The organism is Winogradskyella luteola, assembly GCF_019203985.1.
GTDB lineage: Bacteria > Bacteroidota > Bacteroidia > Flavobacteriales > Flavobacteriaceae > Winogradskyella > Winogradskyella luteola.
Genome location: NZ_JAGSPD010000018.1, coordinates 1 through 14,611 on the forward strand (window position 1 = coordinate 1; position 14,611 = coordinate 14,611).

Annotated in this window: 15 protein-coding genes; 6 read left to right on the forward strand and 9 right to left on the reverse strand. The window is 33.9% G+C overall.

What is annotated here, in order from left to right; translation table 11 throughout:
• The coding region (locus KCG49_RS15345) for a hypothetical protein (RefSeq protein ID WP_218547764.1) at positions 1 to 228 on the forward strand (228 nt) is incomplete at its 5' end.
• Between the two features lie 316 nt (positions 229 to 544).
• Positions 545 to 1,144: a hypothetical protein gene (locus tag KCG49_RS15350; protein WP_218547765.1), complete on the forward strand. Its 600-nt coding sequence runs from the start codon at positions 545 to 547 to the stop codon at positions 1,142 to 1,144.
• A 48-nt stretch (positions 1,145 to 1,192) separates the two neighbouring features.
• On the opposite strand, the gene KCG49_RS15355 is transcribed toward KCG49_RS15350, so the two are convergent.
• The 6 genes from KCG49_RS15355 to mnmE all read right to left on the reverse strand — a co-directional run bounded on the left by KCG49_RS15355 (position 1,193) and on the right by mnmE (position 6,109).
• Positions 1,193 to 1,405 (reverse strand): hypothetical protein, encoded by a 213-nt coding sequence (locus KCG49_RS15355; RefSeq protein WP_218547766.1) that lies wholly within the window; start codon positions 1,403 to 1,405, stop codon positions 1,193 to 1,195.
• A 3-nt stretch (positions 1,406 to 1,408) separates the two neighbouring features.
• A complete protein-coding gene (locus KCG49_RS15360; RefSeq protein ID WP_218547767.1) occupies positions 1,409 to 1,780 on the reverse strand; it encodes a hypothetical protein in 372 nt (123 codons plus the stop codon).
• Positions 1,781 to 1,918: 138 nt separating this feature from the next.
• Positions 1,919 to 2,260 carry a helix-turn-helix transcriptional regulator gene (locus KCG49_RS15365; protein WP_218547768.1) on the reverse strand — a complete coding sequence of 114 codons (342 nt, stop codon included), beginning with the start codon at positions 2,258 to 2,260 and terminating at the stop codon, positions 1,919 to 1,921.
• A gap of 204 nt (positions 2,261 to 2,464) precedes the next feature.
• On the reverse strand, positions 2,465 to 3,427 hold the full coding sequence (locus tag KCG49_RS15370) for a hypothetical protein (RefSeq protein WP_218547769.1): 963 nt from the start codon (positions 3,425 to 3,427) through the stop codon (positions 2,465 to 2,467).
• A 2-nt stretch (positions 3,428 to 3,429) separates the two neighbouring features.
• Positions 3,430 to 4,551, reverse strand: coding sequence for a tyrosine-type recombinase/integrase (locus KCG49_RS15375; RefSeq protein WP_218547770.1), 1,122 nt, complete (start codon positions 4,549 to 4,551; stop codon positions 3,430 to 3,432).
• 166 nt (positions 4,552 to 4,717) lie between these two features.
• Complete coding sequence (mnmE, locus tag KCG49_RS15380; protein WP_218547812.1) at positions 4,718 to 6,109, reverse strand: tRNA uridine-5-carboxymethylaminomethyl(34) synthesis GTPase MnmE; 1,392 nt, start codon at positions 6,107 to 6,109, stop codon at positions 4,718 to 4,720.
• A gap of 132 nt (positions 6,110 to 6,241) precedes the next feature.
• Between mnmE and KCG49_RS15385 the strand changes: the two genes are divergently transcribed.
• A complete protein-coding gene (locus KCG49_RS15385; RefSeq protein WP_256260037.1) occupies positions 6,242 to 7,396 on the forward strand; it encodes a TlpA disulfide reductase family protein in 1,155 nt (384 codons plus the stop codon).
• A 49-nt stretch (positions 7,397 to 7,445) separates the two neighbouring features.
• Here KCG49_RS15385 and KCG49_RS15390 read toward each other — a convergent pair whose 3' ends face one another.
• On the reverse strand, positions 7,446 to 8,099 hold the full coding sequence (locus KCG49_RS15390; protein ID WP_218547771.1) for a rhomboid family intramembrane serine protease: 654 nt from the start codon (positions 8,097 to 8,099) through the stop codon (positions 7,446 to 7,448).
• Between the two features lie 61 nt (positions 8,100 to 8,160).
• On the opposite strand from KCG49_RS15390, the gene KCG49_RS15395 reads away from it, so the two are divergent.
• Positions 8,161 to 9,051 (forward strand): lysophospholipid acyltransferase family protein, encoded by an 891-nt coding sequence (locus KCG49_RS15395; protein ID WP_218547772.1) that lies wholly within the window; start codon positions 8,161 to 8,163, stop codon positions 9,049 to 9,051.
• 159 nt (positions 9,052 to 9,210) lie between these two features.
• Here the strand turns inward: KCG49_RS15395 and KCG49_RS15400 are convergent, their stop codons facing one another.
• Positions 9,211 to 10,713, reverse strand: a complete 1,503-nt coding sequence (locus KCG49_RS15400; protein WP_218547774.1) for an aminotransferase class V-fold PLP-dependent enzyme — start codon at positions 10,711 to 10,713, stop codon at positions 9,211 to 9,213.
• Positions 10,714 to 10,823: 110 nt separating this feature from the next.
• On the reverse strand, positions 10,824 to 12,212 hold the full coding sequence (gene glmM / locus KCG49_RS15405; RefSeq protein ID WP_218547775.1) for a phosphoglucosamine mutase: 1,389 nt from the start codon (positions 12,210 to 12,212) through the stop codon (positions 10,824 to 10,826).
• Between the two features lie 69 nt (positions 12,213 to 12,281).
• Between glmM and KCG49_RS15410 the strand changes: the two genes are divergently transcribed.
• A complete protein-coding gene (locus tag KCG49_RS15410; RefSeq protein ID WP_218547777.1) occupies positions 12,282 to 12,884 on the forward strand; it encodes an acyl carrier protein phosphodiesterase in 603 nt (200 codons plus the stop codon).
• Positions 12,881 to 14,587 (forward strand): gamma-glutamyltransferase, encoded by a 1,707-nt coding sequence (gene ggt, locus KCG49_RS15415; RefSeq protein WP_218547778.1) that lies wholly within the window; start codon positions 12,881 to 12,883, stop codon positions 14,585 to 14,587. Before KCG49_RS15410 ends, ggt begins: the two co-directional genes overlap by 4 nt.
• The last annotated feature ends 24 nt before the right edge of the window (positions 14,588 to 14,611 follow it).

Consider the following 14,611-nt stretch of genomic DNA (forward strand, 5'->3'; position numbering starts at 1 on the left):
AATTTCCTTAAATTAGTAGTATTAGATGCGACAGAACCGGATACTTTGCATAATAATAGATTACATAACCAAATCATTTATAAAAAGACATATAATTATCTTATTAAGGGAATAACACATTCACTTATCATCCCACATAAACTACACTTAGTTTATTTGACTCAAAAAATAACTTCTATTAATTCTAAAAGGGAGAGACTAAATATAATAAAAACACCTGTGATTTAATCCAACTAAAATAAATTAATTTACTTTAACTTAAACAAGAATAATATCTGGCTATTTTAATTTATATAAAACTAAATACTAAAATCATATATTTGCTTTAACATATAGAATATAGCGTTAGCTATTTAATCTTGTTCGAAAAAACTGGTAATTTTAAACGTGCACAAGATAAATGGACTGATGCTCACGTAATGGCGTGGGCTGTGTTTATTTGTGCACGGGTATACCAGTACCTTTCGAACAGTAAGCTACAGTTCCACGCTTATTGTTTTAACTAACTTCACTTGGGGACTGGGTGATTATAATATTAAATATTATGAGAAACCAAATTTTCAGATTGATGCTCTTATCAATTTTAACTTCAACCTACTTAGGTTGTTCGTCTGATTCCGATTCAGAAAATTGTGAAACAATTACTTGCCTCAATGGCGGAACTTTTGTTGGTTGTGAATGTGAATGTCCTCAAGGTTACACAGGGAACAATTGCTCTAATCAAATAACACCAATCAAGGTAATTATTAACAAAGCTATCGTAAAGGTATTTCCAAATACGGACAACGGTGAGTTTTGGGATGCGGCAATTCCAGATGCAGAAGCTGCATTGCCTGATGTCTACATCACTCTTCAGGATTCTGATTTGAATGTTATCTATGATAGTCCTACGTTTTATGAAAATGCAATTTCTGGTGAAGGCACTTTTTTTGAGTTTACATTAACACCTTCACTTGAACTAACTACTTATGAAAATCCATTTTTAGTAAATATCTGGGATTATGATACAACTAGTGAAGATGACTTTATGACAAGTTTTGGCTTTTTTGCTTATACATCAAATAACAATTTTCCTGATGTAATAACTGTGGTTAGTCAATCTGAAGAAATATTGGTTGATCTAGAAGTAACTTATGAATGGTAATATATAGTCTAAAAACATCTAGATATAGTCTTACTTATGTCTAGATGTTTATTCTTTTTGTTTCTGCTTATTATCTTTATTAGATGTTATTAATTTTAATAAGAAAACAGCTAATAACCCCGTACCAAAACCAACTAACACATTAAAAAGAATATTATTCTTTTGTTTTAATGATTCACATTCTACTCGAGATAGTCTTAAATCTTCTGGGAAATTTTGCTTTATATCTAATTCATAACAATTAATAATTTCTTGTTCCATAGCTTATACTTTAAGTTTAATAATTTTAAAGGTATTTGCATCAATTAAGGCGTATGCATAGTCGTCGATACAAGTCCATGTGATTCCATCCATCTTCATCGTATGCGTATTAAATCCGAAGTTTAATCCCGCTCCTAGCAAATAGTCATAGGACCTTATAATTTCATTATAGGGTCCTAACACAATCTGCAAAACCTTTCTATTAGTATCTAAAATTTTTCTTGTTTTGGACTTAGCTTTTCGTATTTCCTTAGCCCTAAGATTATTAAATCTAATTTGATTCTCCCTGCTGGCAAACTTTTGGTTACTTCGTTTAGGCACAAACTCCTCACCCGTTAAGGGGTCAATAGTCTTTTCTGTGTCGTCTTCTTTCATATCTATAATATTTTATATAATTCAATGTAATTAGGATGTATTTAGACTTACACCGATGTAGGTTAATACATCTGATGATATATTCACCTAACTGAAATCCATATATATTTTAAATTAACATGCTTGTTTAGGTTTTAGTTAGGTTCTATTTAAATAGTTCTTAGCCTCTAGATCCATGACAGAAGGCTTACCGTCTTTAAGCCAATTCATAATATCCTTTTTGGAAAATGTCAATGGTCGTCGTTTAGAAATGACTGGCATTTCAAACCGACAAACTTTGGAATAAATCGTTGACTTTTTGTAGCCTGTTAGTTCTTGAACCTCCTCTACAAAGACGATATCGTTATTTGCTTTTGATAGGCCAAATGTACCGTCAGTGTTGGTAAGCAGCTTTTTCGCTTCTTGAGCAAAAGCTTCTTTACTTAGGCCTATATATTCTCCAACAGTGAGGGAATACAGTGGTTTGGATAAATCGCTCATAATATTTTAGTTTTTAATTAATAATGAGCATTGCGCAATGCATTTATTGAAATTTCATGCCGTAAAACAACAGATTAAAACGAAGTAAAAAAAAGTAAATAGTCAAGTGTCGAGTGAGTGTCGAGTGCAAATTTTGGGAAGTATAAAGTGGTCCACTATATTTAATCAGTTTCTGATAAAATATTTCTCTCTAAGTGTCGAGTGTTAAATTTTTGCAAGTATAGATTCTAATAATTTCTTTTGTTCCATATTATCGCCGTTAGCCTTTCGAAGTGGATCAATGCCAAATTCTTTTCCTTCTTTGTCAACAAAACATTTATTTGCAACTAACCAGATATCATTTTTGTGTAATTCCACTTTCTTTGTGTCTTTAACTAAATAATTCATAAACCAATGCAATTCCTTGTTTTTTCCAGTCCAAACTATTCTTTTACTTTTTGGAATGATATTGCCTTCAAAAATTCTATTGAAATTGGTGAACAAGGTATCTTCATGAATAAAGTTATTAGCCTTTAGTTGCTTTAATACATCGTTCAAAACATGACTATTCTTTTTTAGATAGTCTGGGTTCGTGTTAAGTTCTCTTAATCTCAGAGAGCTATATTTACCTTTTAATTTTCGATTTAAGCTATTTTTATCTTTAATCCATCCACCAATGGATTCGGTAATTCTATCATCAAAAATTGTATCACTGAATTGCTTCATTTCTAGTTTTAAGAAATCAATAAACCTGACTAAATCTTTATTAAATGCTCTTTCCAGTTGGTACTCTAAAAAATTCTTTACTTCTGTGAGTTTGGAATCATATTGTCTCAGTTTCAAAGCAAACCAAAAATCAAAATCAGGACTTTCTTGGGTAACAATAATGCTCTGATCATACTGATAGCAAACTTGATTGTTGAAGAAAAAATTGTTGTTGTATCTACCTTTAAGGGTATTAGAAGACTCTCTATACTCATTTAAATTCCTTTCGTAATATGCTCTTGATTTACCATCATCTAAATCAACAGTAAAGCTTTCTTCTCCTTCTTTTATTATTACTTCTTCCGTTTTATTGATTATTTTCTTAGCTAAGTCATCCAAAGATTTATCACTTAAAAACTCATTTTGCTCATATTGCCATATATCAGCTATTTCAATATCGTAATAATTGTGATTTGTTGCCATATTTACCAATTAATATCTGGAATTGCATTCGCAGCGTCCACCTTCTTCTGATTAATGATTTTAGCATAAACTTGAGTGGTTTTTAACTCCTTGTGGCCAAGCAATTTTGATACGGTATATATATCCGTTCCAAATGTGAGCTGTAATGTTGCATAGGTATGTCTAGCACAATGAAATGTAATGGTTTTACTTATCCCTGCTTTCATAACCCACTGTTGTAGCTTTAAGTTATTCCAAGCACTATATCTTAGACCCTTAAATACGCGCTCTTCATCTTCTCCTCTATCGGCTAATAATTTAAAAGCTTGCTCAGGAATTGGATGTGTTTGATAGCCATTAGTTTTCTTTTGTTTAAAGCGAATATAATGACCTTGTTCTTCAGAATATTGGACTTCCTTCCAGACCAATTTATGTACATCAGACCATCTAAGTCCTGTGAGAGCACTAAACAGGAATGCTTGTTTCAGAATTGGAATTTCACATTCGGTATTGGCAACTTTTTTTAATTCTTCTAGGGTAAGAAACTCTCGTTCTGATTCACCTTGCTTAAACCCTTTAACCTGTTCAGCTGGGTTATACGAGATAATTCCTTCCCTTATTGCTTCCTTAATACACGCCCTTACTTTATTAAAATAGGAATAACATGAATTTTGAGAGAGCGGTCGACTACTCTTTGTTTTTGCAGTATGCTTCAAGTAATACTTAAAATCTTCTAACCATTTGGAATCTACTTCCCTGAAAGGGACATAATCTCCTCTAAATTTGATTAAATGTTTTAAAGTACCATCCCAATTACTATAATTCCCAAAAGACGACTCATTGTATCGTTTTTCAGTTTTCTCAGAAAAATAGGTGATGAAATTTTTGTCTAAATTATCTTTTATTAAATGAGAAAAGCCATGTTCTTCATGCTGGATTTCTAGGAATTTTTTAGACCTGATGTTTTCTGCTAGTAAAAGTGTCTTTTTATTATGTGATCGTTCTTTAACTGTTTTTGGATTAGAATATACAAAAAGATCAAGCTTTTCTCTTATTCGCTTTCGGTTTGCTTTTGGAAAATAATAATCCAAAATTAAACTTTCAATTCCATCCTTTCGTTTTCTTCTTCTTAATGTAATAGTCATTGTGAATAATTTGTCACGTTTTGTCACGCGAATTAAAAAAGGTACAAATATGTGACAAAAATAGTTAAATTGAAACAAACAAACAAAAATTCAATTCACAATAAAAACTATAAAATACTATAATACATTCATTTATATTTATGTAGTTTGAAGTATTTTGTGCAAGTTACTTTCCGATACAGAAATTAGCAAAAATATTACCCAGTAAATCATCATTGGTAATTTCACCCGTAATTTCACCAAAATGATACAAAGCTTGGCGAATATCAATAGCTAATAAATCTCCCGACAATCCCGTTTCCAAACCATATTTCACTTTTTGAATTTCCTCAAAAGCTTTTAATAAAGCATCATAATGGCGAGAGTTAGTCACAATGGTTTCATTATTACGCAGTGTTCCCGTATTAATAAGATTGAGAAGGGAATTAGTAAGTTGCTCTACACCAAAACCTGTTCTAGCGGATAGAAGAAGTACATCTACTATAATTGTATTGATATTAGCTAACTGGGTATCATCGAGCATGTCTATCTTATTTGCAATAACCAATAAAGGTTTTTGTGGATATTTATTTCTTATTTTTTCAATCTCAACTCTAACAGTTTCGAGGTTATTAATGTTCTTTTGAGCATCAAACAGATAGATAGTAACCTGAGATTGTTCTATCTTTTCAAAAGTTTTTTTTATACCAATACTTTCCACAACGTCTTTTGTATCTCTAATACCAGCAGTATCTATAAATCTAAAACCAATACCCCCTATTGAGATTTCATCTTCAATGGTATCTCTGGTAGTTCCTGCAATTTCAGATACTATGGCTCTATCTTCATTCAATAAAGCATTTAAAAGTGTAGATTTACCAACGTTAGGTTCGCCAACAATAGCGACCGGAATTCCATTTTTAATCACGTTACCAACTGCAAACGAATCTATAAGACGCTTCAAAACAAAATTTATACGCTCTACCAAATCTTTAAATTGAGTTCTATCTGCAAATTCCACATCCTCTTCTGCAAAATCGAGCTCTAATTCAATTAAGGACGCAAAATTCAATAGCTCTTCACGCAACTTTGCTATTTCAGAAGAAAATCCACCACGCATCTGTTGCATTGCGATTTGATGAGATGCTTCGTTATCACTGGATATTAAATCTGCTACAGCTTCGGCCTGACTCAAATCTAACTTTCCATTTAAAAATGCACGCAATGTAAACTCACCTGCCGTTGCCATTCTGCAGCCATTTCGCAAAAACAATTGAATAATTTCTTGCTGAATATAAGATGAACCATGACAAGAAATCTCTACAACATCCTCGCCTGTGTAAGAATTTGGGTTTTTAAAAACCGATACCAGAACTTCATCTAATGTTTTTTCATTATCAACGATATGGCCCAAATGAATTGTGTGTGTTTTCTGGGAAGAAAGTGACTTATCACTTACAACGGACCTAAACTGCTTATCTGCGATAGTAATAGCCTTTTTACCAGATAATCGTATAACCGCAATGGCTCCACTACCAGAAGGAGTCGCTAAAGCTACTATAGTATCATTTTGCATAATTCAATACTTTAGTACAAAAGTATCTTAAAATATGAGACTGGTAAAAGGTAATACATTGTATTTAATATATAATTCACAAGATTATTGCACTTAGTTTTTATATTTGTAAAGCAAAAATTAAAAAATTTAAAGATGAAAAAAATACTAACGGTATTGATTATAGGCTTGCTTCTTTCGAGTTGTAAAAAGGAAGACAAAACAAGCTATATTATTGATGGTAATGCTGAAGGAGTACATAATGGTATTAGAGTACGTTTAGCAAAATTAGATGAAGCAGGAAAACAGGTAATGGTTGATACCGCCATTGTAATGGACGAAAAATTTAAGCTCGAAGGGAGTGTTGAAGAACCTGGCGTCTATTTTCTTTTAGCAGATGGAAGTCCTGGAAATGCTATTTTTATGTTAGAAAACAATAACATCACCATAGATTTCAATAAAGAAAAACCAACGGAATCTAAAGTAACTGGTTCGGAATCTAACAAAGGTTATGAGGCTTTTCAGAATGGAATGATGGAGATTAAAAATGAAGGAGATGCGATTACGGCAGAATTCAGAAAACTTGGTGCTGATGTAACGCAAGAAAAAAGAGATTCCATAACAGAAGCCATGATGCGTCTCAGGGAAAGACAAAGTGAATATCCTTTAAACTTTGTAAAAGAATACAATGACAAATATTTTAGTCTTAACCTTATTGAATTAGAAACTGGCAGGCCAAATTTTAACATTGTTGAGTACAAAAAGGCTTTTGAAAACTTTACACCTCAACTAAGAGAATCTAAAAAAGGACAAGCCGTAAAGGAAAAACTAGACCAGCTCTATAAAGCATATGAAAAATTAGCTTATCTCGAAATCGGTAAAGTTGCTCCTAATTTTGAAGCTCCTTCGCCAGACGGAAAAATGGTAAGCTTAGAAGACATAAAAGGTAAAGTTACCGTTATAGATTTTTGGGCGGCTTGGTGTGGTCCTTGCCGTAGAGAAAATCCAAATGTGGTAAGAATTTACGAAGAATACCATGATAAAGGATTAGAAATCATTGGTGTATCTCTTGATGGACAAGGAAGACAAAAAGATCCTAAAAAAGCTTGGGTAGATGCTATTGAAAAAGATGGCTTAACGTGGCACCATGTCTCTAACTTAAACTATTTTAATGACCCAGTAGCAAAGCAATATAATATTCAGTCGATACCTGCAACATATATTTTAGATGCAGAAGGTAAAATTGTTGCAAAAAATTTAAGAGGAAAAGCTTTAGAAAACAAGATTAAAGAACTTCTAGAGCAATCTTAGGTAGATAACAAAACTATTAACAGAAAAGCTTGCATTTTGCAGGCTTTTTTTAGCTCAATTTACCAGTTTTATATAGTACAAAGAGAATAATAATGGGTATTGCCAATAATCCAACATGCCCTAAATCTGTTTCAAATAAGCTTGGTATCATAATCAATGTTACAACATAACCGCCAACCGCTCCACCAAAATGTGCATCATGACCAATATTACCGATTCTCTTTTTCATACCATAAATAGAATATAACAAATAACCTATTCCAAAAATATAGCCCGGAATTGGTATCGGTACAAAAAACATGTACAAATTCATTTCTGGCTTTAAAAGTATTGCTGCATACAAAACCCCAGTTACCGCTCCACTAGCACCTACTGCACTGTACCAATACTCTTCTTTATGAAAATATAAAGACAAAAGATTCCCAAATACTAAACTTGCAATATATATAATGATGAAATTAAATTGCCCAAGTTCAAAAATTACAGCATTTGCAAAAAAATACAATGTCAGCATATTAAATAACAAATGTGTTGTATCTACATGCAAAAACCCAGAGCTAAACATACGTATCTGTTCTCCACGCCTTATACCACCCACATTGAATTTATATTTTTCAAAAAACAATCGGTCATCAAAGCCTTTTAGGGAGATTATAACATTTGCTGCAATGATGGCAATGGTAACAGGGTCTAAATTGTACATAAACTCTAATCTTATAAGTCAAATATAACATATATTTGCGCTTTAAAACTAACATAGTTTTATGCAACTTATTGTCTACATATTGGTTTATCCCGTTTTATTGTTAATCTCTATTTTACCATTTAGATTATTATATGCATTTTCAGATGTTCTTTACTTCTTTATTTATAAGGTTTTTGACTACCGAACTAACACTGTAAAGAAAAATTTAAGATTAGTTTTCCCTGATAAATCTAAAGGGGAAATCAAGTTAATAATGGATAAATTCTATCATCATTTGTGCGATATGATAGTTGAGTCAATAAAATCTTTAACGATTTCTAAAGCCGAATTAAAAAAGCGCTATCAATTTACCAATTTAGAATTGATACACGGTTTAGAAAAAAAAGAGCGAAGTATTATTCTAATGTGTGCTCATTATGGAAGCTGGGAGTGGATTTTTATTCTTCAAACTTACGTAAAGCATACAGGTTATGCTGTTTACAAACGCTTGGCAAATAAATACTTTGATCGTCTTGTAAAACGTATTAGAGCGAGGCATAACACCTATCTTATCACAACAAAACAGACATTAAGTATTTTGAGTGAAAGTAAAAAGAAAGGTGAGTTAACCATAAATGGCTTTGTGTCTGATCAGTCGCCAAAAGCTCACAAGGCTTTTCATTGGAATGAATTTATGGGTATTAAAGTACCTATGTATACAGGTGCAGAAATGTTAGCAAAAAAACTCGATATGGCCGTCGTTTTCTTTAGTGTTAAACGTATTAAGCGTGGGTATTACGAAACTACATTTAAAACTATTACCGAACAGCCTAAAGAATACAAAGATTACGAGATAACAGATATTTTCTTTAAGCTTGTTGAAGAACAGATCTTAGAAGACCCACAGTATTATTTATGGACGCATAAACGCTGGAAACATAGAAATAAAGTTCCTGCAGAATTTCGATAAGACTAAAATTTAGTTTTATCTCTCGTAACTTTATAATAAGAAAGAAGAAAAGGTCTAAACGCAAATAAGCAAGCAATCTCTATAATTTCAAATTTCACCATCAATATATCTTAAAACTAAAATTTTGTTAGTTTTATTTTCAGATTCAGTATACATAAGTCACAAATCAAACCAATCATCAACGTTAGCAGCAGAACAAGGTTTACCAACCAAAGATTTATGAATAAATTCATTGTTACATCTGGAATATTCATAATCTTCTGCCCAAACTTTATGGTTTTTAGCCAAAGCAATTATACCATTGCAAACAAAAACTATTTCTTCATTTGTGGTGGTTGGATGAATGGACATACGTATCCAACCCGGTTTGCGCACTAAGTCCCCAATAGAGATTTCATCGGTTAATTCTTTGGAGGTCTGTTGGTCTACGTGCAATAAAAAATGACCATAAGTACCTGCACAACTACAACCTCCTCGTGTTTGTATACCAAACCTATCATTTAATAATTTTACGCCAAGATTGTAATGTAAATCATCAATATAGAATGAAATTACTCCCAATCGATCTTTATGTTGGCCAGCAAGAATATTGATGTTTGAAATTGGTAACAGTTTTCTGAAGATAATGTCAATCAGTTCATGCTCGCGTTTCAACATATTTTCAACACCCATCTGCTCTTTTAATTTTACAGCTAGAGCCGTCTTTATAGTTTGAAGAAAGCCCGGTGTGCCACCATCTTCACGGTCTTCAATATTATCTATATATTTATGTTCACCCCAAGGATTCGTCCAACTTACAGTACCTCCACCGGGACAATCAGGAACCATATTTTTGTACAGTTCTTTGTTGAAAACCAAAACACCAGAAGTTCCTGGCCCTCCTAAAAACTTGTGTGGTGAAAAGAAAATGGCATCTAACTGTGCAGCTTTATCTTCAGGGTGCATATTAATATCTACATAAGGAGCAGAACATGCAAAATCCACAAAACATACACCTCCATGTTGGTGCATTAATTTTGCAATATCGTGATATGGAGTTTCAATCCCTGTGACATTAGAACCTCCGATAACGGAACAAATTTTTAATGTACAATCTTTGTATTGCACAAGTAGTTCTTCTAAATTTTCCAAGCAGAATAAGCCATCCTTGTTGGGTGGAACCACTTCAACTTTGGCCATAGTTTCTAGCCACGACGTTTGGTTAGAGTGATGCTCCATGTGAGAGACAAAAACCACGGGGCGAATTTCATCTGGAATATCCGTGTATTCTCGTAAATTTTCAGGAATTTTTAAACCCAAAATACGCTGAAACTTGTTGACCACACCTGTCATTCCGTTGCCACAAACAATTAAGACATCATCCTCACTGGCATTAACATGGTCTTTTATAATATGCTTTGCTTTATGATAAGCTTTGGTCATAGCTGTACCAGAAACCGTAGTTTCGGTATGTGTATTAGCTACAAAAGGCCCAAAATCGTTACATAGTTTTTCTTCAATAGGCCTGTACAAGCGCCCAGATGCTGTCCAATCTGTATAAATAATTCTTTGTTCTCCAAATGGGGAGACAAAAGTTTGATCTTGTCCAATAATATGCTTTCTAAACTGTTGAAAGTAAGCTTCGAGCTTAGTGGGTTCAATGTGTTTTGTTTCAGAAATCATGATTATTACAGAATTTTTTATTGAGATTCCCTTCTAAAAAGGGATGAATTTAATCTACAGTTTTCATTTCATCTTGCAAATTTATGAACACTGGACTTCATTCAAATTTACTAAATATTAGCGACAGCTTTAATTTCAGCTATAAATCGATCTGCTAAAGTATCTGCTGCCTCTTGTGATGGTGCTTCAGTATAAATTCTAATAATTGGTTCCGTGTTGCTCTTACGTAAATGTACCCAACTGTCTGCAAAGTCTATTTTAACCCCATCGATAGTGATCAACTTTTCATGGCTGTAGTTGGTTTCCATCGTACTCAAAATAGTATCGACATCCAACTCTGGTGTTAACTGAATCTTCTTTTTGCTCATGTAGTAATTGGGGTATGTCGCTCTCAATTCGCTAACGGTCATTTTCTTTTCAGCTAATAAACTCAAAAATAAAGCCACACCAACCAAAGCGTCACGTCCATAATGTAATTCGGGATATATGATGCCGCCGTTACCTTCACCTCCAATAACCACATTATTTTTCTTCATCAACTCAACTACATTTACTTCACCTACAACACTGGCTTCATACATACCACCATGCTTTTCGGTAACATCCCTTAAAGCTCTTGTAGAGCTCATGTTACTTACCGTATTCCCTGGGTTTTTACTTAATACATAATCTGCACAAGCGACAAGTGTATATTCTTCTCCAAACATCTCCCCTTTCTCGTCCATAAATGCCAAACGATCCACATCGGGATCTACTACGATTCCAAAATCAGCACGCTCTTTTACTACAGCTGCAGCTAAATCGCCAAGATGTTCTTTTAAAGGCTCTGGATTATGGGGAAAATGACCTGTAGGTTCACAATATAATTTCACAGGATGTACCCCTAAGCGTTCTAATAATAAAGGAATTGCTATACCGCCAGTAGAATTAACTCCATCAACAACCACTTTAAAATTAGCAGCTTCGATAGCTTTTTTATTGACCAATGGCAAGTCTAAAACCTCATCGATGTGCATATCAATATAAGCTTCATTTTTTGTGATTTTACCTAAATCATCAACCTCTGCAAAATTCATATTGTTGGATTCAGCAATCTCTAAAATCTTCTGACCTTCGGCTCCATTCAAAAATTCACCTTTATGGTTTAACAATTTTAAAGCATTCCATTGTTTTGGGTTATGGCTTGCAGTTAAAATAATACCTCCATCCGCATGTTCCATTGGTACAGCTACTTCAACTGTAGGTGTTGTGGATAATCCTACATCAATCACATTAATACCAAGTCCAACAAGTGTATTCATTACCAAATTCTGAATCATTTCACCAGAAATACGTGCATCTCTGCCAACAACAACACGGTAGTTTTCTTTTTGGCGTTGCTGCTTTAGCCATGTGCCATAAGCTGCAGCAAATTTAACCGCATCAATTGGTGTTAAATTCTCCTCCACAGGCCCACCAATTGTACCTCTAATTCCTGAAATAGATTTTATTAATGTCATGTAATTTCGTTTTCAGCAAATATAACATCTTAATAGGATTTTGTAATTACGAATTTGTAAATTCGACGAATGAATTTTCTAGCGCACATATATCTTTCTGGCGAAAATAAATTAATTACCATCGGTAACTTTGTTGGAGATGGCGTAAGAGGCAATACATACAAAAATTATCCTCGGGAGATGCAAATCGGTATTCAATTGCATCGCGAGATTGATACATTTACAGATGCACATCCAATCTTTAGGCGTAGCACAAAACGACTTCATAAACCTTACAGTCATTACAGTGGCGTTATTGTAGATATTTTTTACGATCATTTTTTAGCTAAGAATTGGAAAGTGTATTCAGATATATCTTTGTCGGATTATGTACAAGATTTTTATAAAAGCTTGAATGAAAACTTCGACAGTCTTCCACCACGTTTTAAACGATTAACTCCTTTAATGATTGAAGGTAACTGGTTGTTAAGTTATGCTACAATCGACGGTATTCAATTAGTTTTAAATGGAATGAATCGTAGAACAAAAGGCCTATCTAAAATGAACCAAGCCACGAAAGAACTTAAAATGCATTACGATGCTTTTGAAAATGACTTTACCGAATTCTTTACTGAACTTATGGATTTCAGCACCAGAAAACGGATAGAAATTGAAAAACTACTTAGCGTATGAAAAAGGTAACCATTGGTATATTCTTTATTTTATTGAGCTTAACGAGCTGTAAAAACGAATCAAGTATTGAAACCTCTAAAACTGAAAACCGTGGACGCATCGCCAAGAAAGCCATGGTGGTAAGTGCCAGAGTGGAAGCTTCTAAAATTGGTGTAGAAATTTTGAAAGCGGGCGGCAATGCCTTTGATGCCATGATGGCAACCGAAATGGCATTAGCGGTTACTTATCCCTATGCCGGTAACCTTGGAGGTGGTGGATTTTTAGTTTATCGCTTAGCTGATGGTACAAAAGGAGCACTAGATTACAGAGAAAAAGCACCTTTGGCATCAAGTAAAAATATGTATTTAGATAATGATGGTGAAGTTGTTAAAGATTTAAGTACGGTTGGCAGTAAGGCTGTTGGGGTTCCCGGTACTATCGCAGGAATTTTTAAAGCTCAAAAACGTTTTGGTAAACTTGATGTAGGTACCATATTAAAACCCGTTATAGAATTAGCAAAGCAAGGTTACACCGTTACAAAACAACAAGAAAAACGTTTTACTGAATATGATAGTATCATAAGGGCTGTAAATGGAAAAAAGATGCTTTATAACAATACCATTAAGGCTGGTGATACCATCACTAACCTAGCTTTAGCGAAAACTTTGCAACGTATTGCCAACAATGGACATGATGAATTTTATAAAGGAGAAACTGCCAAACGACTTGTTGATTATTTACAGTCTAAAGGTAGCATTATAACGCTCGAAGATTTAGCTAAATATGAAGCCAAATGGCGTAATCCCATTACATTTCAATATGACGATTTAAGCATCACATCAATGTCGCCACCATCATCTGGAGGTATTTGTCTCAATCAAATAATGACTATGGTAGAGCCTTTTGATTTAAAGGATTACGGTCACAACACCTTAAAAACCATTCAGGTTGTGGTTGAAGCAGAAAAACGTGCTTATGCCGATCGTAGTTTTTATTTAGGTGATCCTGATTTTGTAGACATTCCTACAGAAACACTAACAAGTGCTGTTTATCTAGAAGAACGTATGAGCAACTTTTCTTTTAGAACTCCAACACCAGTAGACTCTATTTCCCATGGAAAAATTACAGGTCACGAAAGCGATGAAACCACCCACTACTCTATCGTAGATCAATATGGGAATGCCATAGCGGTAACCACGACATTAAATGGAGCTTATGGCTCTAAATTATACGCCGAAGACTTAGGTTTTTTTCTCAATAACGAAATGGATGATTTTAGCAGTAAACCTGGTGAGCCTAATTATTATGGTTTAATTGGTGCAGAAGCCAACAGTATCGCACCAGAAAAACGTATGCTTAGTTCCATGACACCAACTATCGTAGAAAAAGATGGCGAATTTCATATGTCCGTGGGCACTCCAGGCGGCTCAACTATAATTACATCGGTTTTACAGACCATTTTAAATATACACGAATTTGGTATGACTATGCAAGAAGCCGTAAATGCACCACGGTTTCATAACCAATGGTTACCAGACGAAATCCGCATGGAGCCTAACAGTTTTGATGACAAATTAGTGCAACAACTTAAGGCTTTAGGCTATAATATTAACCAAACCCGAACTCCCGTTATCGGTAAAGTTGACGGAATTTTAATGCTAGACGATGGCACGCTCGAAGGTGGAGCCGATAAGCGTGGAGATGATACGGCAGTAGGCTTTTAATTGTTGCATTTATAATTTACAACT